This window comes from Maritimibacter sp. DP1N21-5, from assembly GCF_019218295.1.
Taxonomy (GTDB): domain Bacteria; phylum Pseudomonadota; class Alphaproteobacteria; order Rhodobacterales; family Rhodobacteraceae; genus Maritimibacter.
The window spans coordinates 1,578,733-1,603,723 of sequence record NZ_JAHUZF010000006.1 but is presented as its reverse complement, the minus strand read 5'-3'; the positions used below and the strand labels follow the sequence as shown (position 1 = coordinate 1,603,723).

The window sequence follows — 24,991 nt, the reverse complement described above, 5'->3', positions numbered from 1 at the left end:
TGGCGAGCACCCGGGAAGCCGCGATCTTGCCTTCACCTCGGGCGTCACGGCGGTTAACCTCGCGCTCGGGGACCAAAGGGGAGGGCGGCATGGCACGCATCGAGTATTACTTTTCGACGATTTCACCCTACAGCTATCTCGCGGGGCCGAGGTTTGCGGACATCGTCGCGAAGCACGGCGCCGAGGTCGTCTGGAAACCCTTCGATATCGTCGGGCTCTTCCCGCGCACGGGCGGCACGCCCTTGCCCGAACGGCATCCCTCGCGCAAGGCCTACCGGCTTCGCGACCTTGACCGCCAGGCAAAGATGGCGGGCCTTCCGATCAATGTGCAGCCCGCACATTTCCCGACCAACCCGGCACCGGCCTCCTATGCGATCATCACGGCCGGAACCGACGGCGGCGGCGATATGGCGGGTCTGGTTCGGGGGTTGCTCGCCGCCTGTTGGGCCGAAGAAAAGAACATCGCCGAGGACGATGTGATACGCTCCTGCCTGGAAGCCGCCGGCTTTGACCCGGGCATTGCCGACCGGGGGCTGTTCTCGGGTGCGGAAGGTTACTCGAAAAACACCGAGGACGCGGTGAACGCGCGCGTCTTCGGAGCGCCGACCTGGATCGTGGAGGGCGAAGAGCTCTTCTGGGGTCAGGACCGATTGGACACGCTCGAGCGTCACCTTGCGGGTGAGTTGTGAGCGAAACCATCGCGACCGAGATCATCGCCGGCTTTCCCACCCATGTGACGCGTGCGGGGGGCGGGCAAAGGCGCGCGCTCTTCATCCATTGTTCGCTCGCCCATTCCGGGGCCTGGCTCGGGGTCATGTCCGCCTTTCTGGACAAGCTGTCGATGACTGCCTTCGACAGGCCCGGACATGGCCGGTCGGGCCCGTGGCAAGGACAGGACGCGGCCGCCCTTCTTGCCAAGACGTCCGAGATCGCGGGCGCGTTGATCGACAGGCGGGCCGACGTGATCGGGCACAGCTGGGGCGCGACGGTCGCGCTTCGGCTCGCGATGGAGTGGCCCGAGCATGTGCGTTCGGTGGTCCTGATCGAACCGGTGCTCTATGCCCTGATCAAGGACAGGCCGGCCTATGGCCCCGTTGCGGAGTTGAACGCGAAGATGCGGGAATTGGTCGAGGCCGGCGACCGCATGGGCGCGGCCCGGCTTTTCAATGACGTCACCAATGCGGCCCAGCCCTTCGACCGGATGCCGCCCGAACGGCAGGCGCGGCTTGCAGCGCAGATCGGCCTCATCCCGACGGAAAGCCCGGCGAACACTGTGGACGCCGAGGGCATCTTCGCGCCCGAGCGGCTGGCCCGCGTCAAGCAGCCCGTCCTGCTTCTGGAAAGCGCCAATCCTCCTGTGGGCCTGCGCGAGGTGCATGAAGTGATCTGTGCCGCGATCCCGCAGACGCAGCGCGTGGTGATCGCGGGGGCCGGGCATATGGCGCCGATCACGCATCCCGACAACGTGGCGGGCGAAATCGCGGCGTTCCTGAAGCTCTAGGCCGGTGGCTCAGCCCCGCAGCACCTCGATGAAACGGTCGATGGCGTCATCGGTCATGGACCAGTCGCACACCAGTCGCGCGCCAAGGCGGGCGTCGTCCGCCGCGCCCTCCAGCGTGCCGTCCCAGAGATAATAGACCGCGCCCGCCTCGAACAGACGGCGGTGGGTGGCCGCGCTCCAGGAGGCGAAGGTCATGTTGCCGCCGGTTTCATAAAGGAAATCGACCTCGGGCAGCTGGCCGAGCGCACGGGTCAAGCGGGCGTTGGCGGCGTTGGCGGCACGCGCAAGGTCGAGCCAGAGGTCGCCTTCGAGATAGGCGGCCATCTGGGCGGTGAGATAGCGGTGCTTCGAGAACAGATGCCCGCCGCGCTTGCGCCGGTATTCAAATTCTCGCGCGCGGGCCGGATCGAAGAGGATCACCGCCTCCACGCCCATAAGCCCGTTCTTGGTGCCGCCGAAGCTCAGCACGTCGACGCCCGCTTTCCATGTCATTTCGGCCGGCGTGCACCCTTCTGCCACCAACGCATTGGCGAAACGCGCGCCGTCCAGATGGACGGGCAAGCCGTGGTCATGGGCGACCTTGGCAAGCGCGGCGATATCGGCCGAGGTGTAGCGTGTGCCGCGTTCGGTGATGTTGGTGATCGACACCGGACCCCGCTGTGGGCCGTGGATGCCCCGGCTTTCTTCTGCCTCGATTGCGGCGCGCAGGGCGTCGGGCGTCATGCGGCCGTCGTCGGTGGGCACGAGGGTCAGCTTCGCTCCCCCGGTGAAGAACTCGGGCGCGTTGCATTCGTCTTCGTGGATATGGGCGACGTCGGTGCAGAACACGGTCTGGAAGGGCTGGGCGAGGGTGGCGAGCGCGAGTGCGTTGGCCGCGGTCCCGGTCGCGACGAAGAACACCGCCGCCCCGGGGGCCTCGAAGACCTCGCGAATGCGGGTCACGGTCCGCGTGGTAAGGTCGTCGGCACCGTAGCCCGAGGCATAGCCTTCGTTCGCCCGGGTCAGGGCCTCGAGCACCCTGGGGTGGACGGGGCCTGCGTTGTCGGATGCAAAAAACATCAATGCTCCTCCTCGATCACATAGTCTTCCCAGTCGTCTTCATCGACCTCGAACTCGGGCGTTGTCCAGCCGCGCACCGACACGCCCGCCTCATGAACGCTTTCGGGGTTGCCCGAGATCAGCGGGTGCCAATCCTGCAAGGGCTTTCCCTCATACCGCAGACGATAGGCACAGGATGTGGGCATGAAATATGCGATCTCGCCCATGTTCTGGGGCTTCAGAACGATACATTCGGGAACGAATTGCAGCCGGATGTCATATTGCGCGCAACGGCAGGTTTCCCCGTCCAGTAGGCGGCAGGCGACAGAGGTGAAGACGACCTCGCCGGTGTCCTCATCCTCGAGCTTGTTCAGGCAGCACTTCCCGCAGCCGTCGCAAAGCGCCTCCCACTCCTGGGGAGTGAGGGCTTCGAGCGGGAGGGTCCAGAAAGACGGGCGGAGACGAGTCGTCATGAGCGGCAACCTTTCACTCCCGGCGGGGAAAGGAAAGGGTGGGGCGGTTGCGGCGCATTTGCATCTATAGGTGTCTAAAAGGTTAATTGACACAACCATAGCGGTATTAATCGCTTGTCGGGTGCCGGACGGGGTCTAATATGACAGGGCAACAAGCGAAGTGCGGCGAGACGTTTCACCATGTTCCATGCCACGTCGGTTGCGGACGGAGTCCGCGCGCAGCTGGACCTGCATCTGGACCGGATCCGTGAAAACCTCGGGTTCGATCACGTATTCGTGGCGCGGGTCGCGGGCGGTGAACGGCGGATTGAGGCCCTGTCGACCACAGGTCCGGACCCCGCCAACCGCTTTTCGATCTGCGCGGCGGGGATGTGCCCCGTCACCCGCGCGGCCGCCCGATCGCACCCAGTGGTCTTTGCCGGACAGGTCGGACCGCAGTCCGCCATGGAGGATTGCCAACCCGCCTTCGGCGTTCCCGTGATGATGTCCGGTGGTTCGCTCTATGGGGTGCTCGGGGGACAAGGCGCGCAGCCATCCGCGCCGCCCGGCGAGATCGCCGCCAAGCTGGCCGACTTCGCTTTGCTGATCACCGTCGGGCTCGATATCCTTCATGCCGAGGAAGCGGCCCGGCAGAAAACGCGGGGGTTCGTGGCCGATGTGATCCGGGGGCACCGGTTCCATCCGGTGTTCCAACCCGTGCGGGATGTGGAAACGGGAGAGGTGATCTATGCCGAGGGGCTCACGCGGCTGGACGAGAGCCTCGGCGTCACGATCCCCGACCTGCTCTCGGCGGCACATGGGATCGGAATGGGGGCGGAATTGGAACTTGCCTTCGCGCGGGCAGTCTTCTCGGCGCCGCGTGCCCCGGGTCCCATAGCCGTCAACCTGTCCGAAGCGACGATGCGCACGCGGGCCTTCGACGAGTTCCTGTCGGGCGTTGCGGGTCAGCCCCTGATCGTGGAACTGACCGAACATGCGCCGGTGACCGATTACGCGGCCCTTTCGCGCGCGGTGAGCCGGATGCGGTCGCGGGGGGTGAAGCTCGCCATCGACGATACCGGCGCGGGCTTCACCTCGCTCCGGCACATCATCGACCTGAAGCCCGACATCCTGAAGGTCGATGCGAGCCTCTCGGCACGGATCGATGCGGACGGCGATGCGGTGGCGCTGCTCCAGTTCCTGCAGAACTACTGCGACGAAACCGGCACGATGCTGGTCATCGAGGGGATCGAGCGGGAGGATCAGGTCGACGCGCTGCGCGGGATCGGGGTGCGCTATCTCCAAGGCTACCACGTCGGCGTGCCGGAGCGGCAGACTGGGCTTGCCAACGCTTGATCAGACCATTTCCTCTGGCATCCCGGGAATGTTCTGTCCGGTCTCACGCGCGGGCGTGACGGAGTAGGGCAGCACGAAATGAGGCCGGTCCTCTGGCGTGAGGTCCGCGTTCCCGGACGCCGCGTCGTGCCAGGCCCGAGCTTGACCAGGTGCATCGGGGGGACCTTTCGGAAACCAGTGCCGGGCGCAGCGGTCGAAAAGCTGCGCCGCATCCGCGCCCGCAAAGACGAGCCCGGTTTCGGTATCCCAACGCATCGAACGACCGTTGAGATTGGCAGAGGAGACGATGGCCGCCGTTTCGTCGACGACGAGGCATTTCGCGTGGATATAGATGATGGGCGCGTCAAAATGCGTGTCGCGCCCGTTGGATGAGTGCGTCCGGGGCTGGGCAGGCGCACCGAAGAAGGCCCGCGGACCAAAGGCCTCGCGCAGGCGCTCGACCGCCTCGCTTTGCAGTTGCTCGCCGTATTTGGCGTCCATGTCCTCGGACCCGCCGAAGGCCACGTCCTCGGGCGCAGCGGGAAGCATGACGATGAGGTTCAGGTCGGGCTCCCGCCCGGCCGCTTCGACCAGCGCGTCGGTGATGGTCGACGAGCGCAGGAATTGCGTTTCGATATAGATGGACCGGCGCGCGTTCCGGATCAGCCGCAGGTGGGCGTCCTCGATCTCGTGCAGCACCTCTTGCGGGCAGAGGCCCCTGTGTCCCTGACCGCAATCGCAGGAGAGGGTGCGCAGAAGCCCGTTGAAGGGCGGCGGCGTGCCGCCATTCGTCCACTCGCGGAACCCCAGGATGTGATCGCGGGCCACACCGGCGATCGGCCCGGTCACCGCCACCTGGATGTCGTGCCAGGTCTCGTCGTTGGCGCGGTCGTGCTCGGTGTCGTCATAGCGGCGCGCATTCAGGTCGAGCCCGCCGATGTAGAGCCAGTTCCCGTCGACCACCGCCATCTTCTGGTGATGGGTGGCAGGGACCAGCGGGGCGGGCGGCCAGAGCCGGGGCACCACGCGGCCCGGGCGCGACCGGACCAGCGCCTTGAACGCGGGCATCAGCGCCAGCCGCTCGGCCCGCAGGCGGCGGTCGAGATGGTTGAGCGTGTCGCATTCGGTGCGCAGCTTGCCGCGAGACACGAACATGAAGGCGAGCCGGTGACCGAAGCTCACGCGTGCCGGATGCATGTGGACGCGCGCGGCGAAACGGTCGGCCTGTTTGGATGCGGCAGCGACCGCGCGCAGACGGGCGAGGCACTCCCACGAATAGCGGTGGATGTCGGCTCGTGCGACGGGGTCGAAATCCGTGATGGTGATGTCGAACCGCACACCCTGATCGAGCTTCCTGCGGATCAGTTCGGACCAGCTATGGCCGATGCGTTTTGCGCGGGGGCTGTAGAGCGGTGTATCGGGATCGAAGACGCGCATGGAGATCAGAACCTCGTCCTTCGCGTCGAGCACGGCTTCCTCGAAGGCCGGATAGGCTTCCGCCGCCGTGAGCAGGAACCGGGGCGGGCCGTCCAGTTCCGGCAGGAGGTCGGTCACATCAAGCCCGCCGGGCGGGGGATCCGGCCTGTCGGCGGCTGTGACCGCGGCGGTTTGTCTGGTGTCGGTCAAGGCGTTCATCTTCGGTGCACTACCGCTTCTGTGTCTCTCTCGGTGGTCTTTGTCTTCGTCGTCGGGCGGCGCGGCGAGTGCCGTGCGCGCGGTATCTGCTGGACAAGTCGCGAGTGGCGACGGAAGTTCCCAACGCCCTCTCGGATCTGACTCACCCTCCCGTGTCCACGGCGTCCCGGGTGGCGCGCCGATCCGGCGACGCCGCGAGCCGCGGAAGGCGTTCCAGCACGCCGTCCGCCCAGCGATCCGTCGAGGCACCGAAACAATCGTGCAGCGAGTCGACGGCGATGACCGAGCCGAGGGCGAGGCGTCCGAGCAGGCACAGACCCGGTTGAACAGTCCGCGCGCGGTCGAGGCACTGCCCGTCGGGCAGCGTCAGCGCACCAAGCCCGTCGACCTTGGGGACAAGGCGCCCGTGCTCGCGAAGAGACTTGAAAAGGGGACCCGAGAGCGTGGCGAGATCAGGTCCCGGCAGGACCGCATCCACCATGATGTCCGCCGTCAGGGTGGCGTCGCCATCGTCAAGCTCCCAGCCCCGGGACACGAGCCGGATGTCGGGGTCGTCGGCGGCGCGCAGGTCGACGATACCGGCCTTGATGAGACCGAGCAGTTCACGCGCGGAGCCGACCGGAGGACCGTAGGAGTAGCGCTTCAGCCCTTCGTCGAACCCGACCAGCGCCTCGGCCACGGGCGGGCTGACGGTGGCGGGGTTATAGACCTGCCGAATCACGTCCTGCCATTTGCGCCAGAGCTGACCCGTCGCGTAACCGATGGAGGGGGCCGCCCCTTCCGCCTCGGCAATATGGGCTTTGAGCGCGGCGACGGGGCTCCGGGTTTCCTGCGATCCAGGCGCGTCGCGTTCCGAGGCGAGCCAGGAGCCGATCTCCTCGCGGCCTTCCCCGGTGATGCGAGCGACCGGCGCCACCAGTGCCCGGCAAAGCGTGGCAAGCGGGTCCTCGTCGCGTAGGCTTGCGGTGAGGGACAGGGCGAAGCGCTCGGTCTCGTCCTCGGTCGGAGTGAACTGCGCGTCGACCTCCGCTGTCGCGGGCTTTGGTGCGGGCGCGTGACCGTCGAGCGAGAAGGGCAGGATGCGGGCTGGTTCGTGGCCGGAGGGGCGGTAGGTGCCGCCCTCGAAACGGCCGCCCTGTCCCAGCGTGAGGACACGGACCACATCGAGCGTGGACAGGCCCAGCCCCCGGATCGCGACGGTCTTTCCGCCCCAGTCCGCCGCCCACTCCAGAAGTGCGCGGGCGGGATAGGCTGGCATGAGTGTGCCTTGCGACTTGGTGGCATGGTCCTGCCAGCGGGCGAGCTGTTTGTCCGGCGTGACCTCGGGTTGGCCCGGGGTCATGAGGACTTCGTCGTAGGGGCCGTGATCGGTGCCCGCCGTGACGATCCATCCGTCGCCCCGGGCGTCCAGTGCGGTCACGGCACGCCGGTGGTGGGTGACGCCGAGCAGCCTGTGGCCGAGAAGGTCGCGAAAGCGGGCCTCGAGATAATCGCCAAGTTCGGCACGCGGGGGATAGGTGTCGGGGCGATCCCCGTCGAAATTTCCGACACGCGCGCCCTCGAAACTGGCGGGGCGCAGGTCGATGTCGCGGTTGGGTATGTTCAGGAGACAGAGCGAGGTCTCGGTCGGATCGAAGTTCGGTCCTGCGCCGGGGTCGGGGATCGGGTCGAAGAGGTCCACCTCGACCGCTACCGACAGACGTTCGGCAAGCGCCTCCAACGCGCCGAGGGCGCGCGGACCCGCGCCGATCACCGCGATGCGATATGCCGTTCTCCCCATTCACACCTCCAAGGGAGGAAACCGTCTCACTGGGCTGCGGGTTCCTCCGGGGCGTCTGCCTCCGTGACGAAAGCATAATCGACAAGTTCCTCGGGCGTGAGAAGGTAAATCTGTTCGGGCGGCGTGCGCATGGCGTGTTCCATGACGCCGAGCCCGATGCCCATGCGCGTGAGATAGGCCATGACCTCGGCCTGGCCGCGCTGGACGTCTTCGACCGCCATGAAGGCGGGCAGGATCGTGTTCTCGCCGAAATAGTGTTGGTGTACGCCGACACGCGCCGTGGACGCGGCGCTGCGGGTCGTGCCACCGGCCAGCATATAGGGGCAGGCCGAGAGGCACACGGCGTTGTCGCCCACGTTGGTCGCGATGCCGGAGGCGCGGATGGTTTCGCCGATCTCGATGGCATCGAAGACCGATCCCCCGGTCGAGTCGAGGTTGATCCTCTCGACTCTCTGGCCCGCGTTCGCCCGCGTTGCGAGCGCGTCCCCGATACGCTGGGCGTCGCCGGGGGCGATCTGGCCGGTGAGGGTCAGGGTCGGCCCTTCGCCTGACACCTCCAACCGTTCGGCCATCGGCCCGGTTTCGGTCTCTCCCGGCATGGCGGGGCGGCGTTCGGGATTGTAGGGCCGCGTCGAGGGCCCGCCCGGCGTGGGCAGGGTCAGAGGATCGGCCCCGGTGCGTCCTGCGCTGATGTCGGACACGACCAGAAGTCCCGCGATCAGCACCTGCGCCGCGATCACCGCCGTCATGGCCTTGCGGATGGCCGAGGGCGGCGCTTCGGGCAGATCGTCGTATTGGCTCATGGGCGCGCGCTCATTCCGCCGCCTTGAGCTGGCGGTCGATCTCGGTCGGCGTGGGCGATGGGTCGGTCGGCTGACGGTCCAGATCGAGCTCACGCGCCGCGGCAAGCGCCGCGCGCATTTCCGCGATGGTCATCGTCTCCTCGATCGACTGGGCACCCATGCCCTGCCGGATTGCCGCCTGCGTGACCATGAGAACAAAGACCAGCACGGCGGGCAGAAGGTCGATGGCGATCGCGCCGGCCCAGCTTGGCACGAAGTTCCCGGCATAGCGGATCACCGCGTCGGCGGCGGAGAGCGGGGTGTATTCGATCTCCGACGGTTCGGGCAGGGCCGTGACCTCGTTCGCCGCGGTGGTGAGCGTGGAGGCGCGGTCGGCAAGCAGGGTCATCACACTGTCGATGGTGGAAGACTGCGCCGCGCGCCCCTCGGTCGTGGAGCTGTCTAGGTCGGGCAGCACGACACTGTCGCGCAGGTCGGCGGCGGCACGGGCCACGAGGGGGGCGACGTTCAGCTGGCGAAGCTCCGCGATCAGGCCCGAGAGGCGCACGGCCTCCTCCGCGAAGCGCACCGAACGGCCTTCGACCGCACCCGGTTCCACCGAGAGGCTGCGCATCCGCGAAAGGACGGCGTTGCCCTGCTGGAAGGCGGCGTCGACGGCCTCGTCCTGCGCCTCGATCTGGGCTTCGAGGCCGGCAAGCTCGGCCGATTTCTGGGTGAGAACGCGGAACACCGCACCGCGTCCGGCGAGCCCGGACAGATCGCCGGTGGCCTCCTGTGCCGAAAGGTCGTCGAAGGTCTCGCGCACCCGCGCGACGTCCCGGCCCAGCGACTGGCCCGCGATGGCGTTCGAGTGGGCGCGTTCCAGTTCGGACTGATAGGCCTGCACGGTATGGGCGAGGTGTTGCTCCACCGCCGCCGCCCCGGCAAGCGCGGCGGCATTGAGCCAGGAGGACATCGCGATAATGGCGACCGATCCCAGGGCCATGGACAACAGAAGCCCGAGCTTCGAGGCCGCCGACCGGACCGAGGGCAGAAGCCGCATCATGTAGGACCAGAAGACGAAGATGCCGACCGAGACGGCCAGCGAATAGGATAGAGCCGCGAAGGTCGTCCAGGCCCCGGTGTCGTCCAGAAGCGACCGTACGCCGAGGTAGGTGTAGATGCCCGAGGCGGCGGCAAGCACGCCCAGGGCGACCCCGGTGAAGCTTTCGAGCCAGCGCAGGTGGCGGGTGAGTTCGCGGGCGTAGCGCGCCCCCTCGCGGTCCGAGATCTGACCTGGGCCGCGCGATTGCGTGGTATCGTTCAAATGATGCTCCCCCGAGCCGGCAGACAATGTCGTTGAAAGAATATAGGGCGCGGGGGGTTAGGCTACAATTACGGGGAACATGGCAATGCCGTGAGCGGATTGTTGCATGGGACAAGCGGTGGCTTGGGCCGGGTGGGTCGCCTGATCCTCTGCATCCTTGCACAGGGCATGCGCCGGACCCGCTGGTGCCAAGACGCGCCCGAGCGCCTATGTAGCAAGATGACCCACAACGGAGACGCCCCATGAAATCCATCGGCTTTCTGTCCTTCGGCCATTGGTCCCCCGAGCGGGGCAGCGCGGTGCGCTCGGCCGCCGACGTGTTGACGCAATCCATCGAGCTTGCCGTCCGGGCCGAGGCGCTCGGCATCGACGGCGCCTATTACCGGGTGCATCACTACGCTAGGCAACTCGCGTCGCCCTTTCCCCTGCTCGCCGCGGTCGGCGCTCGCACCTCGAAGATCGAGATCGGCACCGGCGTGATCGACATGCGCTATGAGAATCCACTCTATATGGTCGAAGACGCGGGGGCGGCGGATCTGATTTCGGGGGGCCGGCTCCAGCTCGGGATCAGTCGTGGGTCGCCCGAGCAGGTGATCGACGGCTGGCGTCACTTCGGCCACCAGCCCGCTGAGGGCGAGTCCCCCGCCGACATGGCCCGTCGTCACGCGCAGGTGTTCCTGCACCTCCTCGAGGGCGAGGGATTCGCGGAGCCGAACCCCAACCCGATGTTTCCGAACCCGCCGGGGCTCCTGCGCCTTGAACCCCATGCGCCGGGGCTGCGCGACCGGATCTGGTGGGGCGCCGGGTCGGATGCGACGGCGCGCTGGGCGGCCGAAATGGGCATGAACCTGCAAAGCTCGACGCTGAAGGACGATGAGACGGGCGAACCCTTCCACATCCAGCAGGCGAAACAGATTCGCGCCTATCGCGCGGCGTGGCGGGCGGCTGGTCATGACCGTGAACCCCGCGTGTCGGTGAGCCGCTCGATCTTCGCGCTGACCACGGATATGGACCGGCGGTATTTCGGGCGCGGCAAAGAGAGCGATCAGGTCGGCTTCATCGACCAGACGCGGTCGATCTTCGGTCGCGGTTACGCGGCGGAGCCGGACAAGCTCATCGACGATCTCCGGCAGGACGAGGCCATAGCCGAGGCAGATACGCTTCTTCTCACGGTGCCCAACATGCTGGGTGTCGATTACAATGCCCATGTCCTCGAAAGCATCATGACCCACGTCGCCCCCGCGATGGGCTGGCGCTGACGCAAGGGGCCGGGCGTTCGCAACTGGTCCCTTGATTTTGGAATAATGTTTGATATCCATCAATACAGAGGCCCGGGGAGGAGACCGGGTCCAAGGGAGGATATCATGAACAGAACCACATTCGCGCTTGGCGCGATTCTCGCGGCCTGTGCACCGGCCGCTCTCATGGCGCAGGAGGTCACCTTGCGCCTTTCGCATTGGGTGCCGCCGACCATCACCCCCGCGACCAAGGGCATCGACCCCTGGGCGCAGTCCGTGATGGAAGCCTCGGACGGGCGCATCGAGATCCAGATCTTCCCGGCGCAACAGCTGGGCCGCGCGCCGGATCACTACGACATGGCCAAGGACGGGATCGTCGATCTGGCCTATGTGAACCCCGGCTACACCGCCGGTCGTTTCCCGATCTACGCGCTGACCGAGGTGCCCTTCATGGTCTCCGACAGTGTGGAGGGCGCAAAGGCGATCCACGAATGGTATCTCGCCAATGGCGGGGCGGAGGAAATGTCCGATGTCATTCCCTGCTTCATTCACCCGCATGCCCCCGGTGCCTTCCACAGCCAAGTGGACGTGACGAGCCCGGATCAGGTGCGCGGCATGAACGTGCGTCCCGCCCATGCCACCATGGCACGATTCATCTCGCTTCTGGGCGGCGGACCGGTGCAGGTGCCTGCCCCCGAGGTGCGCGAAGCCCTGTCCAAGGGCACGGCCGAGGCGGTGACCTTTCCCTGGGGGTCGATGTACGACTTCAACCTGACGGAAGAAGTGCCGGTGCACCTCGACATGCCCTTCTATCTGTCCGCACAGGTCATGGTCATGAACAAGGCGTCCTATGAAGCGCTCTCGGACGAAAACAAGGCCGTCATCGACGATCACTGCACCCCGGAATGGTCCGGGCAGGTCGCGGCGGGCTGGTACGAAGACGACATGGCCGCGAAGGAGCAGCTGATGGCGCTTGAAGGCCAGACCTTCAACACGCCCTCAGAAGAAGAGATCGCGGCCTGGATCGAAGCGGCCGCGCCGCTGACGGAAGAGTGGAAGGCTGCCGTCACCGAGAAAGGTGGCGATGCGGATGCCATTCTGGAGGCCTACAAGGCCGCTCTGGAAGAGCATAACGCGGCCTACTGAGGCCACACCACGGGCGGGGGCAGCGCCTCCGCCCTTTCGCATTTGATTCTGGGAAGACCGCTGTGGACAATACGCCCGCAGGCCGCCCGATCCGCGCGGCCATCTGGTTCATCGAACGTGTCGCGGGGGCCGTTCTGGGCCTCGTCACCGTGCTGATCGTGGTGTCGGCCATCGGTCGCTACGGTTTCGCACGACCCTTGCCCGACGCCTTCGACCTGTCGCGGCTGGTGCTGGGCGTCGCCATCGCCTGGGGCCTCGCTTCGGTCGCCTATCACGGCACCCACATCAAGGTGGACCTTCTCGCACAGGCGGTGGGGCCGCGGGCCAGACGCTGGCTCAATGCCTTTGCCTGGGCGGTGCTCTTCGTCTTCACCGTAACGCTCACCTGGAAAATCTGGGGCCGGGTGATGAGCGCGATTGGCGGGGGGGATGCCACGATGGATCTGCGCCTGCCGCATTGGCCGTTTTTCCTCGCGATCTGGGTCGGGCTCTTGGCCGCGGTCTTCGCGACCGGGGTTCGCCTGTTTCTCATCCTCAGGCGCGGCAGCGACCTTGGCGAATTCGACGGGATCGACGCCGAGCTCATCGAGGACCAGAAGAAATGAGCAACGAACTGATCGCAACGGGCGGATTCGTCGTCCTCTTCGCGCTCATGGCCGTACGCGTGCCCATCGGGATCGCCATGGGCATCGTCGGCATCGGCGGTTTCGCGAGCGTCGTGGGCTGGAAGCCCGCGCTCAACCTGCTTGCCCAGTCTCCGATTTCCACGGTCACCGACTTCAACCTGACGCTCATCCCGTTCTTCGTCCTCATGGGCGTGCTCGCCACCAATTCCGGTATGTCGAGCGAGCTTTTCCGGGCCGGACGTGCCTGGCTTGGCGGGTTCAAGGGTGGGCTTGGCCTCGCCTCGGTCGGGGCCTGCGGGGGCTTCGCGGCGATCTGCGGCTCGTCCGTCGCCACCGCCGCCACGATGACCAAGATCGCCTATCCCGAGATGAAGGATGCCGGCTATTCCGACAAAGCCGCCACCGGGATCATCGCCGCGGGCGGCACCCTGGGCATCCTGATCCCGCCCTCCGTCGTGCTCGCTATCTATGGTTTCATGACCGAAACCGACATCGGCGAACTGTTCATCGCGGGCGTGGTGCCCGGCATCCTCGCCGTTCTCATGTATATGCTCACCGTGCGTTTCTGGTATGGCCGCCAGTTGCCTGCTGCCGCGCCGTTTCGGCTGTCCGAGGGCCTCGCCGCCCTGCGTGGGGTCTGGGCGGTGGGGCTTCTGTTCCTTGCCGTGATCCTGTCGATCTACTTCGGGATCGTCACCGCGACCGAAGCGGCCGCAGCAGGCGCGCTGCTCACCGCGATCATCGGATTCATGCGCGGGCGGCTTACCATGACGTCGCTCATGGACAGTCTCGTCGAGGCGCTGCGGACCTCGGTCGCGATCTACGTGGTGCTGATCGGGGCCACGCTCTTTGGCTATTTCCTCGCCATCACGCAGGTCCCGCAGGAGATCACCGCCTTCCTGACCGAGCTGGGCGCGGGGCGCTATGGCACGCTCGCGCTGATCCTCCTTCTGTTTCTCGTCATGGGCTGTTTTCTGGACGCCATGGCAATGATCATCCTGATGATCCCCATCGTCTTTCCGGTGATCACGCAACTGGGCTTCGACCCGATCTGGTTCGGGGTGATCGTCGTGATGACCGTCGAACTCGGGCTGATCACCCCGCCGGTAGGCATGAATGTCTATGTCATCAACTCGATCGCGAGTCGGGTGTCGCTCGTCACGATCTTCAAGGGCGTGCTGCCCTTCGTGACAATCGACATCGTCCGGTTGCTGCTGCTGATTGCCTTCCCCGCCATCGTGCTCTGGTTGCCGGGGAGCATGAACTGATGTCCGGGGAAGGGCAGAACGTGGTGATGCGCGACGTGGCTGATGTGGTCGTGCCCGACGCGCTGGACGGGTCGGTCTCCTACCAGATCCGGCTGTTGCAGATCGCGTCCTACAAGATTTTCGAGCAGAGGGTGACGGGGCATGGCTCCGCGCCGCGCTACTTCGGCCTTCTCAAGATCGTCGAGGCGAACCCCGGTATCCCGCAGGCGCGACTGGCCGAGGCGATTTTCCTCGATCGTTCGTCATTGGTGCCTATCCTCGAAACGCTGACGAAAGAAGGCTGGATCGAACGGCGCAAGACGGCGACGGACAAACGGGTGCGCCGTGTGTTTCTGACAGCGGGCGGGGTGGACAAGCTTGCCGCGCTGGAGGGCGAGGTGCGGGCGCATGAGGCGATGGTGACGGCGGGCCTTTCGTCCGAGGACAAGGGGCTCCTGCTTTCGCTGCTGGCCCGCGTGGACGCAAACCTCAGAACCGAATTCGGAGGCATGGCATGATCGCGACGCTGGAGGACATCCGACGGCTGGAGGCGCAGGGATACGAGGCGGTCTTTCCCGCGCGCACCCCCTGGGACATGATCCGCGCGCAGGCAGAGGCCCGCCCGGACGCTGTGGCGATCCGCTACCTCAATGACGCGACGGACCCGGACCGGAACGAGGTCGTGACCTATGCCGATTTCGCGGGCCGGATCATGGGCGCGGCGCGGGTGTTCCGTGCGCTGGGTGTCACCTCCAGGCGCTCGGTAGCCATTCTCACCCAGCACACGGTCAGCGGTCAGGTCGCACTCTGGGGCGCGCAGATCGCGGGACGGGCCTGCCCGATCAATCCGATGCTCAAGCCCGACCATGTCGCCGCGCTGATCCGGGCCAGTGACGCGGCCTGCGTGGTGGTGATGGGCGTGAACGGCGATCTAAATTACTGGTCCACGCTGGTGCCCGCGCTTCGGGATGAGGGCATCGACCTTCCGATCCTCGCCTGCGACGCGGACGCGCCTTCGCCCGGCGCCGATGGTGTCTTCGAGGAAATGATCGCGGCGCCGGGCGACCCGGTCGCGGTCGAAGGCGACGAGAGGGCAATCGCCGCCTTCTATCACACCGGCGGCACGACCGGCGCGCCGAAGATGGTGCAACACCTCAGGCGCAACGAAGCCCATGTCGCGCGATCCTGCGTTCTCATGCACGACCTCGTCGAGGACGACGTCGTGGTGAACGGCTTTCCGCTGTTCCACGTGGCGGGGGCTTTCGTCTATGGCTTGTCCACACTGTCGGCGGGCGGCACCCTGATCGTTCCGGGCCGTCTGGGCATGCGCAACACCGCCTTCACCGGGCGCATCTGGGAAATGGTCGAGCGGTATCGCGCGACCGTTCTGGGGCTCGTGCCCACACTGCTTGGTGCGGTTAAAAGCCAGCCGATCATCTCCGATATCTCGACCCTGCGCGCGTTCCTCGTCGGGGGGTCGCCCTTGCCCACGGAACTTGCGCAGGCGGCCGAGAGGGACACTGGCGTGCCGGTGCGCAACATCCTTGGGATGACCGAATGTGCCGGGGCCATCGCGGTGGAGCCGGTGCAGGGACCGCGCACCCCCCTGTCCTGCGGTCTGCGTCTGCCCTTCACCGAGGTTGCCATTCTTGGCGAAACGGACGGCGATGCCGATCCGGCCAAGGTGCTCGGCCCCGGCAAGACAGGGATCATCGCCCTGCGCGGCCCGAACGTCGCCGCAGGCTATTCGGACCCGTCGCGCAACGTCGGGACGTTTCTCGACGGCGGCTGGCTCGTGTCCGGTGATCTGGGGATGATCGATGCCGAGGGGCGTCTGTTCATCACCGGGCGCAAGAAGGACATCATCATCCGGGGCGCGCACAACATCGACCCGCAGATGATCGAGGACGCGCTTCTGGCCCATCCGAAGATCGAGGCCGCGGCGGCCATCGGGATGCCGGACAGCTATGCGGGAGAATTGCCGGTCGCTTTCATCCAGACCCGGGACGGCTGGAAGCCGGAGGAGGGCGAGTTGACGGCCTTCCTGAAGCCGCGCATCGAGGACCCCGTCGCACTGCCCAAGCGGATCGAGGCGGTCGAGACGATGCCCCTGACCCCGGTGGGCAAGATCTTCAAGCCCGCGCTGCGCGACCGGGCGATCCGTTGGGCGATCGAGACCGAGGCGGACAAGCTCGGGGTCGCTGTCCGGATCGAGATCGACGACCGGCTGGACACCACCGTTTGCGTTCCGGCGACGGACGAGAACCGGATCCGAGCCGCCCTCGCGGGCATGCCGATCAGTTTGACCGTGGTCGCGGCATGAGCGTCCTTCTGTGCGATCTGGCCGAGGGCGTGGCGACGGTCACGCTCAATCGCCCCGAGAGGTACAACGCGCTGTCGCCTGAACTCATTTGCCGGATGGCGGACCTGTTCGAGGAACTGCGCGCCAATGACGATGTGCGCGTCATGATCCTGACCGGGGCAGGGGAAAAGAGCTTCTGTTCGGGCGGCGATCTTGGCCGGACCTTGCCGCTTCTGACCGGCGACCGCGAGCCGGAGGATGACTGGGACCGGCGGCTCGTCGCGGACCGGGAAGTGCTCTTCCGTTCGTCCTTCAAGGGCTGGGATTTTCCCAAGCCCATCATCGCGGCCATCAACGGGCACTGTCTTGCCGGTGGGTTCGAGCTGATGCTGGGCACGGACATTCGCGTCGCGGCCGACCATGCGCTCTTCGGCCTGCCCGAGGCGCGCCATGCGCTGATCCCCTTTGCCGGCGCACTCGCGCGTCTGCCCCGTCAGCTGCCTCAGGCGGTGGCGATGGAGCTTCTCCTGACCGGCGACATGGTCCCGGCGGAGCGGCTGGCCGCGCTGGGGCTCGTCAACCACGTGGTGCCCGGGGCCGAGGTGCTGACCCGCGCCCGTGCCATCGCCGAGCGTATCGCCGCCAATGGCCCGCGCGCGCTGGCCGAAATCAAGTCGGTGGCGACCGCGATCCACGGGCGGAGCTTCGAGGAGGGCTTCGCGCTCGAAACCCAGGCGATGGACCGTGTCATGGCGACCGAAGATGCCCGCGAGGGCCCCCGCGCCTTTGTCGAAAGGCGGCGGGCGCGTTACTCGGGCCGCTGACCGGCGTTTCGGGGCCTGACTCAAGTTATGGATTGATAATTAAATTGCCCTGACTGCGGCAGGTTGGGCACATTCCCGCTGCTTGAACAAAAATACATTAACTTGGTAAACTTTTTTGTCGCCCTGAATGAACCTTACCGTACAAAGGGTGCGCGCTTTGACACAGGTCAAGGATTACAGCACCCGGAAAGACAAGTCTGGGCTGTGAATTTAGGAGGATGGCGCAGCATGAGACTGACACTGAGGACGAACCTGGCAGCGCGTGTGCTCATGTATTGCGGCGTCAATTCCGAGGGCACCGTGAAGTCGGTCGCCATTGCGGAAGCGACGAATGCCTCCGGGAACCACCTGGCTCAGGTCATCCACCAGTTGCAGCTCTTCGGATACGTCCATACCCGCCGGGGGCGGGGCGGTGGCCTGATGCTGGCGCGTGCGCCGGAAGATATTTCAATCGGTAAACTGTTTCGGGACTTCGAAGCCGACGTTCCCTTCACAGAATGCTTCGACGTGGCGAACCGGAATTGCCCGCTGACGGAGACCTGCCGACTTACGGGGCATCTTCGCAGGGCGATCGAAGCCTTCTACAGCACGCTTGACGAGGTCTCGCTCAAGGATCTGATCGACGGAAACAGCGGGCTCGAGGTGCTTCTGTCCGCCAGCGGAGCGGGCCGCGAAGAGGAGGTCGTGGAGCTTCGCTCACGTGCGGCCTGTTTCGAACAGCGCGAGTTGCTTGCCGGCGAGTGAGCGTCGGACGTCCGACACGTCGTAGGGTTTCAGACAGAGACAAAAAGGCCGCCGGAGAATATCTCCGACGGCCAGACGGCGAAACCGTGCAGGTCGGTCCCGCTCGGCCGCGCCCCGAAGGGGACGAGAGGGCGCGGGGATCGATGTCGCGATGGAGTGAGGCCGCCGGGAAGGGAACGAACCGGCGACCTCACAGAGTGACGTGGTCTCTTTCGAGAGAACCGGGGAGATCAGGCCGGCTGTTCCACGTCGCGTTGTCCAAGGGTGACGTCGAGCGTCATTTCCTTGCCCTTTCGCAGGAGCGTCAGCTCCACCGTCGCACCCGGCTGGTCGCCCGCGATAGCCCGGGTCAGGCCACGGGGGCCGTCGATGGCCGCACCGTTCACCATCGTGACGATGTCGCCCTGCATGAGGCCCGCCTCCTTGGCGGGGGTGTCCTCCATCACCTCGGCGATGATCGTGCCACGCTCGTTCTCCATCCCAAGCGCTGCGGCGACTTCGTCGCTTACCGGTTCGATCTGGACGCCGAGCCAGCCGCGATCCACCGCGCCGTCATCGGAGAGATCCGCGACCACTTCCTTGACCAGATCCGAAGGCACCGCAAAGCCGAGCCCGATGGACCCGCCGGTGGGCGAGATGATCGCCGTGTTCATACCGATCACATTGCCCGCCTCGTCCATGAGGGGGCCGCCCGAGTTGCCACGGTTGATGGCGGCGTCGGTCTGGATGAAGTCGTCAAAGGGACCGGACCGCAGGTCGCGGCCGAGGGCCGAGACGATACCCGTGGTGACGGTGTTGCCCAGACCGAAGGGGTTGCCCATGGCGATGACGTTCTGGCCGACCTTGAGCGCCTCGGATTCTCCGAAGTTCAGGGCAGGAAGCCCCTCGGCCTCGACCTTGAGAAGGGCGATGTCAGTGGCCGTGTCGGCGCCGATCACCTCGGCACTCAGCGTGCGCCCGTCTGACAGCGTGACCTCGACTTCGTCGGCGTTACGCACGACATGGGCGTTGGTCACGACCCGTCCATCCTCGGAGATGATGAACCCGGTGCCTGCGCCCTGCATGGGTTGCGGCTCGACCTGCTGGCCGTTCGGCATTTCAAAGCCGAAGCGTCGGGCGAATTCCTCGAAGCCTTCCGGCATCTGCTGACCTTGCAGACCGCGCTGGCCCTGCATCTCGGCCGCATCCGGGAGCTTCTGGGTCACTTCGATGGTGACCACGGCGGGCGCGACCTGTTCGACGAGATCGACGTATCCGCCGGCGACCGGCGCTGCGGCATAGGCCGGAGTGGCGATGGTCGTGTCGATGGTCGTCAGCGCGCCGCCCGCGAGAAGCGCGGTCACTGCGACGGCGGGTGCGATCCGGGACCTGATCGTCTGTTTCAACATGCTCGGCTGTCCTTTCAGTCCTGTGTTCCTCTGCGCAAGAGACGGGGGCCTCTCGCTGCATGACGCCAATCTGGGACCGGGAGATTGCAGGGAAAGGGCGCGAAGGTTGCAGATGCGTAATCTTCTTCACTCGCCGGTGATCGGGACTGGCGCGAGCGGAAATCGGCTGCAATTAGCGTGGCATAGCCCTAGACTTTGAACAAAGGGGACGTGCCGATGCGTATTCTCGTGGTCGAGGATGACCAGACCACCGCCGATTTCATCGCCCGTGGCTTCGCGGAAGAAGGCCATGTGGTCGATCACCTGTCCAACGGGCGCGATGCCCTGGGGCAGGCCATGGCCGGGAGCTATGACGCGCTGGTAGTGGACCGGATGCTTCCGGGGCTCGACGGACTGTCGCTGGTCAAGGCGCTGCGCGCCGCCCATGTGGTGACGCCCGCGATCTTCCTGACCTCCATAGGCGGGGTCGAAGACCGGATCGAGGGGCTCGAGGCCGGTGGAGACGACTACCTCGTGAAACCCTTCGCCTTTGGCGAGCTTTCGGCGCGGATCGCCGCCCTGATCCGGCGGCCGCCCCTGTCGCAGGAGGAAACCGTGCTCCGGGTCGGGGATCTGGAGATGGACCTCGTGCGTCGCAGGGTGCTGCGCCGGGGGCAGGAGATTGACCTCTTGCCGCGCGAGTTTGCGCTCCTTGAACACCTCATGCGGCGCAAGGGGCGGGTGCAGACGCGCACCATGCTGCTCGAAAGCGTCTGGGACATTCATTTCGACCCCGGGACCAATGTGGTCGAGACCCATATCTCGCGGCTCAGGGCCAAGGTCGACAAGCCCTTCGATCACGACCTCATCCGCACCGTGCGTGGCGCGGGTTACCGGATCGACGACTGATGCAGAACAGGCTTCTCCGTTCCACGCCCGTCCGGCAGGCGATGATCCTCGTCGCGGTGGTCGCGCTCGTGAACCTCTTGTCACTGGGGGGCGCCTGGCTCAAGCTCAGGGCGGATACGGTGGCCGAGATCAAGGACGGGGTCTCGCAGGATCTGGCGAGTTTCGACGTGGCCGCGACGCCCTCTGCCCTGCGCACATTGGTGGCCGCGCGGGCGCGGGTGACGGACCCGCGCGATGCGGTCTATGTCTTTCTGGGGTTTGACCAGCGCAGCACGGGCAACGCACAGGGCTATCTGCGCGACGGCGTCATCGGGTTCGAGGCGCTGGACGGCATGCGATTGTCCGAGGCTGGTTATGTCAACGATTCACGGCGGTTGTCCGGCGGCGTCCTGATCGTGGCCCGGTCGCTTGGCCCGGTGTCGGAGCTGGACGAGACCTTCCTGAACCTTCTGTTCTTCTCGCTCATCCCGACGGTGCTGCTGTCGCTCACCCTCGGGGTCTGGATCGCGACGCGCTCGGCCCGCCGGGTGGCGCGGATCGAGGCGGTGCTGGGCCGGATCGCGGGCGGGGATCTGTCGGCGCGCACGCGGGAGGACGGGACGGGCGACGACCTGTCGGTGATCGGCGCCGGGGTGAACCGCATGGCCACGAAGCAGGAGCTTGCGACCGAAACGCTCCGGCAGGTGACCACCGACATCGCCCATGACCTGCGCACGCCGCTGCAACGGATCGGCGTGCTGCTTTCGGAGCTTGAAGAGCGCCTGCCCGAGGGCGAGGAACAGCGCCTTGCGACGCGGGCGAAAGACGAAGCCGATCATGCCGTGGCGGTGTTCAGGGCCTTGTTGGAGATCGCGCGGATCGAAGGTGGGCGTGTGCGTGAACGTTTCGCGCCTGTCGATCTGGGCGAGGTGGCGGGTCGGATCGTGGAGCTTTACCAGCCTTCGGGCGAAGATGAAGGCGTGATCATCTCCCTCGCTGTTGACGGTCCGTCCCAAGTCGAAGGTGACGCCGACCTCATCGGTCAGGCGCTCGCCAATCTCATCGAGAACGCGTTGCGCCACGCAGGTGAAGGGGGCGAGATCGCGGTTCGTGTGTCGGGCGACCGGCTGTCGGTTGCGGACCGGGGCCCGGGTATTCCCGAGGACGAACGCGACAAGGTGCTGCGCCGCCTCTACCGGCTTGAACACTCGCGCACGACGCCGGGCAACGGGCTGGGCCTTGCACTCGTGGCGGCGATTGCCGAGGCCCATGGCGCGGAACTGACGCTTGGCGACAATGCGCCGGGACTTGTCGTCACGATGCGGTTTCGCGGCTGAGGAGCCTGCGGCCAAGGCGGGCGAGCGCCTCCCACTGGCTGATGGCCATGCCCGCGAGGATCACCGTGAGCGCGGCGAGGAGCGTCGCCGGAAGCGGCTCGGACAGGACAAGTGCGCCCAGCAGGGTCGACACCACCGGCACGATGTAGTTCACGAGTCCCATGAAGGTCGGCCCCACCGTGCGGATCAGGTAGACCCGGATGAAATTCGCCGCCGCCGTGGGCACGAGTCCCAGAAACACCAGCGAGCCGAGGATGGCCGGGGCCGGGAGCGGCGGCGGACCTTCCACCAGCAGCACGATCGGCACCATCGCCACCGCGCCGATGATCATCAGCACGGCCGCGAGCCCGATGGGGTCGCAGGTCGGCAGGCGGCGCATCTGGACCGACCCGACGGCGTAGAAGGCCGCCGTCCCGAGAGCGGCGAGGCGGCCCGCGAATTCGTGTTCGGCGCCGGTCGAGGTGAAGACCTGCCCGCCGATGAGCAGCACGACGCCCGCGAAGCCCACGACAAAGCCGACGGTGGAGCGCAGCCGCATCCGTTCGCCCGGGATGGTGAAATGGGCGAGCGGCAGGACGATGAAGATCACCGTCGCCATGGTCACGCCTGCGAAGGCCGAGGTCACGCTCTGCTGGCCCCAGGCGAGCAGCATGAAGGGGAAGGTGGAGGAGGAGAGGGCCACGAAAACGAGGTTGAGCCAGTCCCGCCCCGAAGCAGGACTGGCGAAGAGCCGAAAGCCCCTGAGCGTCCAGACGACGGTCATCAGCAGCGCCGCAAAGATCACCCGCGACGCGGCGAGCCAGAACGGCCCGACGCCACCGAGCGCGATCTCGATGATGAGGAAGGTCGAGCCCCAGACGAGGCCCAGTACAAGCAGGAGAACCCAGCTCTTCGCGGTGATCTGGCGGTCCATGGTGTCTCCTTCTCTCTCAAACGAAAGACCCCGGCGCGAGGCCGGGGTCAATCCGTGACGCCGGGGCGTCAGCCAATGTAGCGAATTGGTTCTTCGCCTGCCTGATCCGTAAGGATCAGTTCTTCGCCTTGTCGACCATCTTGCCGGCCGAAATCCACGGCATCATGCCGCGCAGACGCTCGCCGACCTGTTCGATCTGGTGCTCGTCGTTGAGACGGCGGGTGCCCTTGAAGAACGGCTGGCCGACCGAGTTTTCCTGCATGAAGTCACGCACGAACTTGCCGGTCTGGATGTCAGTCAGGATCTCTTTCATGGCCTTCTTGGTCTGCTCGCGGGGCAGAACGCGCGGACCTGAGACGTATTCGCCGTATTCGGCGGTGTTCGAGATCGAATAGTTCATGTTCGCGATGCCGCCTTCGTAGATCAGGTCCACGATCAGCTTCACTTCGTGCAGGCACTCGAAATAGGCCATTTCCGGGGCGTAGCCCGCTTCCACGAGGGTCTCGAAGCCCATGCGGATCAGCTCGACGAGACCGCCGCAGAGCACGGCCTGTTCGCCGAAGAGGTCGGTTTCGCACTCTTCGCGGAAATTGGTCTCGATGATGCCCGAGCGGCCGCCACCAATGGCGGAGCAATAGGACAGGCCGATTTCCATGGCCTTGCCGGTCGCGTCCTGATGCACGGCCACAAGGCAGGGCACGCCGCCACCTTTGACGTATTCGCCACGCACGGTGTGGCCGGGGCCCTTGGGGGCCATCATGATGACGTCGACGCCGGGCTTCGGGTTGATCAGGCCGAAGTGGACGTTCAGACCGTGGGCAAAGGCGATCGCGGCGCCGTCACGCAGGTTGTCGTGGACGTATTTCTTGTAGGTCTCGGCCTGAAGTTCGTCGGGCATGGTGAACATGATCAGGTCGGCCCAGGCGGCGGCTTCGGCGATGCCCATGACCTTGAGCCCTTCACCTTCGGCTTTCTTGGCCGAGGGCGAGCCTTCGCGCAGCGCCACGACGACGTTCTTCGCACCCGAATCGCGCAGGTTGAGCGCGTGGGCGTGGCCTTGCGAGCCATAGCCGAGGATGGCGACTTTCATGTCCTTGATGATGTTCACGTCGCAGTCGCGATCGTAGTAAACGCGCAGGGTCATGCCATGCTCCTTCTGTTTTCGTCCCGGCGGAGCATAGGGATTCTCAGGCGAAGTTCCGTGCAAATTCGCGATGGATTGGAGAAATTTGGTCGTAGTCATGCGCGCATTTTCGAAGTTTCGCAGAAATCATGCGCAAGGCCTCGCCCGGTCAGTCTGCTCCTTCAGGATGCCAAAGCCATGAACGGGCGACCCGTCCGCGTCTTCCGGCTGCGCGCGAAGACCTGCATCGCGCGTGCTTCGGCCACGGTCAGGGCCGTGCGGGCGAGCTTCTGGCTGATCAGGTCGCGTCGTGTAATGACCGCCGACAGGTCCGCGCGCGCCTCTGGCCCGAAGGCACCCAGCCCCATCTCCGACACGAAGAGGCTTTCGCTCGCCACGCCTTCGGAAAACACCAGTTCGTGCCGGGGCAACAGGAGATGGACGTAGTCCGCCTGCGCCATCGGCACCTCCAGAACGTTCACGCCGTCGACCAGCGCCTTGGCGGGGACCAGCACCTGTCTCTGGCCGAAGTGCAATTCGGCCACCCAGGCTTCGATCAGAACCCGGTGGTTGGGCGACACGAAAAGGTCGCGCCGGTTGCCCAGGACCCCGGCGCGGATCCGGATCGGCGCGCAGGAACCGGTCCCGTCCACCACGCTCCGGCCTACCCAACGGAGCTTCTTCGCGCCGCTGTCCAGGGTGAATACCCGGTCGCCGGCGGCAAGTCGCTCCGCCGGCACCGGCCCTTTAGGCGTGTCGATCAACGTGCCCGCGAGGAAACAGGGCACCGTCGTCGGATTGGTAACGGTCTGGCCGGTGCCGCCATAGCTCGACTGTCCCTGAAGGTAATAGAGCGTCGTGCCCGACGGGGGCGCGGCCCCGTCGAAGGCGACGCCGACAACCTGCGTCGAGTAGCCCGTTGTGATCGAAATCCCGACCATGCGATACGCGAGGCCGGCGGCGTCGTAGAGCGTGACCTCGTATTCGTTTTCGACCGTGACGGGCGGAGGATTGGCCCAACGCACCGTGCTGGGGGAGGGTGTGAACGTCTGCCCGTTGATCGTCACCGGCTGCGTGAGCCGCTGGTCGACGACGTTGGATCCGGAATAGGGATCATCACCCAGCACCCCGTCGGCATCGTCCAGCGTGATCGCCGTGGTGGTCGTGCCGAAGGTCAGGGCGAGGTTATGAGGGTTCTCCCAGCTGAACGCGTTACCGTTGAGCGCATTGCCGAGAACGTCCGATTGACTGGTCGACGCACCATTGGCGCGCGTGATCGTCACGGCGTTCGTCGCAAAGACGTATATCGTCCGCACTGCCACGTCGGGTTTGCCTCAGGTCGATTGTCGCGGCGCCGGTCCGGGCGTGCTGCCCTGTTGTCCCGCC

23 protein-coding genes are annotated in these 24,991 nt (G+C 66.0%); 13 read left to right on the top strand and 10 right to left on the bottom strand.

Going from position 1 to position 24,991, the window contains the following annotated elements; all coding sequences use genetic code 11:
* Nucleotides 1-89: 89 nt before the first annotated feature.
* Nucleotides 90-689, top strand: coding sequence for a 2-hydroxychromene-2-carboxylate isomerase (locus KJP29_RS15555; protein ID WP_218464438.1), 600 nt, complete (start codon nucleotides 90-92; stop codon nucleotides 687-689).
* Entirely contained in the window at nucleotides 686-1,501 is an 816-nt protein-coding gene (locus tag KJP29_RS15550) for an alpha/beta fold hydrolase (RefSeq protein ID WP_218464437.1), read from the top strand. The genes KJP29_RS15555 and KJP29_RS15550 overlap by 4 nt, the downstream gene beginning before the upstream one ends.
* A 9-nt stretch (nucleotides 1,502-1,510) precedes the next feature.
* Here the strand turns inward: KJP29_RS15550 and KJP29_RS15545 are convergent, their stop codons facing one another.
* Both KJP29_RS15545 and KJP29_RS15540 read right to left on the bottom strand, forming a co-directional pair.
* The gene (locus KJP29_RS15545) at nucleotides 1,511-2,560 is read right to left on the bottom strand and encodes a low specificity L-threonine aldolase (protein WP_218464436.1); all 1,050 of its coding nucleotides are present in this window, start codon (nucleotides 2,558-2,560) and stop codon (nucleotides 1,511-1,513) included.
* Nucleotides 2,560-3,012, bottom strand: coding sequence for a YcgN family cysteine cluster protein (locus KJP29_RS15540; protein WP_218464435.1), 453 nt, complete (start codon nucleotides 3,010-3,012; stop codon nucleotides 2,560-2,562). Before KJP29_RS15540 ends, KJP29_RS15545 begins: the two co-directional genes overlap by 1 nt.
* Before the next feature lie 180 nt (nucleotides 3,013-3,192).
* On the opposite strand from KJP29_RS15540, the gene KJP29_RS15535 reads away from it, so the two are divergent.
* Complete coding sequence (locus KJP29_RS15535; RefSeq protein ID WP_218464434.1) at nucleotides 3,193-4,347, top strand: EAL domain-containing protein; 1,155 nt, start codon at nucleotides 3,193-3,195, stop codon at nucleotides 4,345-4,347.
* Here the strand turns inward: KJP29_RS15535 and KJP29_RS15530 are convergent, their stop codons facing one another.
* The 4 genes from KJP29_RS15530 to KJP29_RS15515 form a co-directional block, all read right to left on the bottom strand.
* On the bottom strand, nucleotides 4,348-5,952 hold the full coding sequence (locus KJP29_RS15530) for a phospholipase D-like domain-containing protein (RefSeq protein WP_218464433.1): 1,605 nt from the start codon (nucleotides 5,950-5,952) through the stop codon (nucleotides 4,348-4,350).
* Between the two features lie 151 nt (nucleotides 5,953-6,103).
* Entirely contained in the window at nucleotides 6,104-7,741 is a 1,638-nt protein-coding gene (locus KJP29_RS15525; protein WP_218464432.1) for an FAD/NAD(P)-binding protein, read from the bottom strand.
* Nucleotides 7,742-7,767: 26 nt separating this feature from the next.
* Complete coding sequence (locus KJP29_RS15520) at nucleotides 7,768-8,544, bottom strand: hypothetical protein (RefSeq protein WP_218464431.1); 777 nt, start codon at nucleotides 8,542-8,544, stop codon at nucleotides 7,768-7,770.
* Between the two features lie 10 nt (nucleotides 8,545-8,554).
* Nucleotides 8,555-9,850 (bottom strand): hypothetical protein, encoded by a 1,296-nt coding sequence (locus KJP29_RS15515; protein WP_218464430.1) that lies wholly within the window; start codon nucleotides 9,848-9,850, stop codon nucleotides 8,555-8,557.
* Nucleotides 9,851-10,092: 242 nt separating this feature from the next.
* Here KJP29_RS15515 and KJP29_RS15510 point away from each other — a divergent pair, with 242 nt between their 5' ends.
* The 8 genes from KJP29_RS15510 (at nucleotide 10,093) to KJP29_RS15475 (ending at nucleotide 17,977) form a co-directional block, all read left to right on the top strand.
* A complete protein-coding gene (locus KJP29_RS15510; protein ID WP_218464429.1) occupies nucleotides 10,093-11,109 on the top strand; it encodes an LLM class flavin-dependent oxidoreductase in 1,017 nt (338 codons plus the stop codon).
* A gap of 105 nt (nucleotides 11,110-11,214) precedes the next feature.
* Nucleotides 11,215-12,234, top strand: coding sequence for a TRAP transporter substrate-binding protein (locus tag KJP29_RS15505; protein WP_218464428.1), 1,020 nt, complete (start codon nucleotides 11,215-11,217; stop codon nucleotides 12,232-12,234).
* Between the two features lie 62 nt (nucleotides 12,235-12,296).
* Nucleotides 12,297-12,839, top strand: a complete 543-nt coding sequence (locus KJP29_RS15500) for a TRAP transporter small permease (protein WP_218464427.1) — start codon at nucleotides 12,297-12,299, stop codon at nucleotides 12,837-12,839.
* Complete coding sequence (locus tag KJP29_RS15495; RefSeq protein WP_218464426.1) at nucleotides 12,836-14,128, top strand: TRAP transporter large permease; 1,293 nt, start codon at nucleotides 12,836-12,838, stop codon at nucleotides 14,126-14,128. The genes KJP29_RS15500 and KJP29_RS15495 overlap by 4 nt, the downstream gene beginning before the upstream one ends.
* Nucleotides 14,128-14,625 carry a MarR family winged helix-turn-helix transcriptional regulator gene (locus KJP29_RS15490; RefSeq protein ID WP_218464425.1) on the top strand — a complete coding sequence of 166 codons (498 nt, stop codon included), beginning with the start codon at nucleotides 14,128-14,130 and terminating at the stop codon, nucleotides 14,623-14,625. The genes KJP29_RS15495 and KJP29_RS15490 overlap by 1 nt, the downstream gene beginning before the upstream one ends.
* Nucleotides 14,622-16,430 (top strand): AMP-binding protein, encoded by a 1,809-nt coding sequence (locus KJP29_RS15485; RefSeq protein ID WP_218464424.1) that lies wholly within the window; start codon nucleotides 14,622-14,624, stop codon nucleotides 16,428-16,430. The genes KJP29_RS15490 and KJP29_RS15485 overlap by 4 nt, the downstream gene beginning before the upstream one ends.
* Entirely contained in the window at nucleotides 16,427-17,233 is an 807-nt protein-coding gene (locus KJP29_RS15480; protein WP_218464423.1) for an enoyl-CoA hydratase/isomerase family protein, read from the top strand. Before KJP29_RS15485 ends, KJP29_RS15480 begins: the two co-directional genes overlap by 4 nt.
* Before the next feature lie 228 nt (nucleotides 17,234-17,461).
* Complete coding sequence (locus tag KJP29_RS15475; protein WP_218464422.1) at nucleotides 17,462-17,977, top strand: Rrf2 family transcriptional regulator; 516 nt, start codon at nucleotides 17,462-17,464, stop codon at nucleotides 17,975-17,977.
* 230 nt (nucleotides 17,978-18,207) lie between these two features.
* On the opposite strand, the gene KJP29_RS15470 is transcribed toward KJP29_RS15475, so the two are convergent.
* Nucleotides 18,208-19,365 carry a S1C family serine protease gene (locus KJP29_RS15470; RefSeq protein WP_218464421.1) on the bottom strand — a complete coding sequence of 386 codons (1,158 nt, stop codon included), beginning with the start codon at nucleotides 19,363-19,365 and terminating at the stop codon, nucleotides 18,208-18,210.
* Between the two features lie 216 nt (nucleotides 19,366-19,581).
* Between KJP29_RS15470 and KJP29_RS15465 the strand changes: the two genes are divergently transcribed.
* Together KJP29_RS15465 and KJP29_RS15460 are read left to right on the top strand one after the other, a co-directional pair.
* The gene (locus KJP29_RS15465; protein WP_218464420.1) at nucleotides 19,582-20,253 is read left to right on the top strand and encodes a response regulator transcription factor; all 672 of its coding nucleotides are present in this window, start codon (nucleotides 19,582-19,584) and stop codon (nucleotides 20,251-20,253) included.
* Nucleotides 20,253-21,569, top strand: coding sequence for a HAMP domain-containing sensor histidine kinase (locus KJP29_RS15460; protein WP_218464419.1), 1,317 nt, complete (start codon nucleotides 20,253-20,255; stop codon nucleotides 21,567-21,569). The genes KJP29_RS15465 and KJP29_RS15460 overlap by 1 nt, the downstream gene beginning before the upstream one ends.
* Here KJP29_RS15460 and KJP29_RS15455 read toward each other — a convergent pair.
* The 3 genes from KJP29_RS15455 to KJP29_RS15445 all read right to left on the bottom strand — a co-directional run bounded on the left by KJP29_RS15455 (nucleotide 21,547) and on the right by KJP29_RS15445 (nucleotide 24,921).
* Nucleotides 21,547-22,482 (bottom strand): DMT family transporter, encoded by a 936-nt coding sequence (locus KJP29_RS15455; protein WP_218464418.1) that lies wholly within the window; start codon nucleotides 22,480-22,482, stop codon nucleotides 21,547-21,549. The genes KJP29_RS15460 and KJP29_RS15455 overlap by 23 nt on opposite strands.
* A 115-nt stretch (nucleotides 22,483-22,597) precedes the next feature.
* Entirely contained in the window at nucleotides 22,598-23,620 is a 1,023-nt protein-coding gene (gene ilvC / locus KJP29_RS15450; RefSeq protein WP_218464978.1) for a ketol-acid reductoisomerase, read from the bottom strand.
* 167 nt (nucleotides 23,621-23,787) lie between these two features.
* Nucleotides 23,788-24,921: a Hint domain-containing protein gene (locus tag KJP29_RS15445; RefSeq protein WP_218464417.1), complete on the bottom strand. Its 1,134-nt coding sequence runs from the start codon at nucleotides 24,919-24,921 to the stop codon at nucleotides 23,788-23,790.
* Nucleotides 24,922-24,991 lie beyond the last annotated feature (70 nt).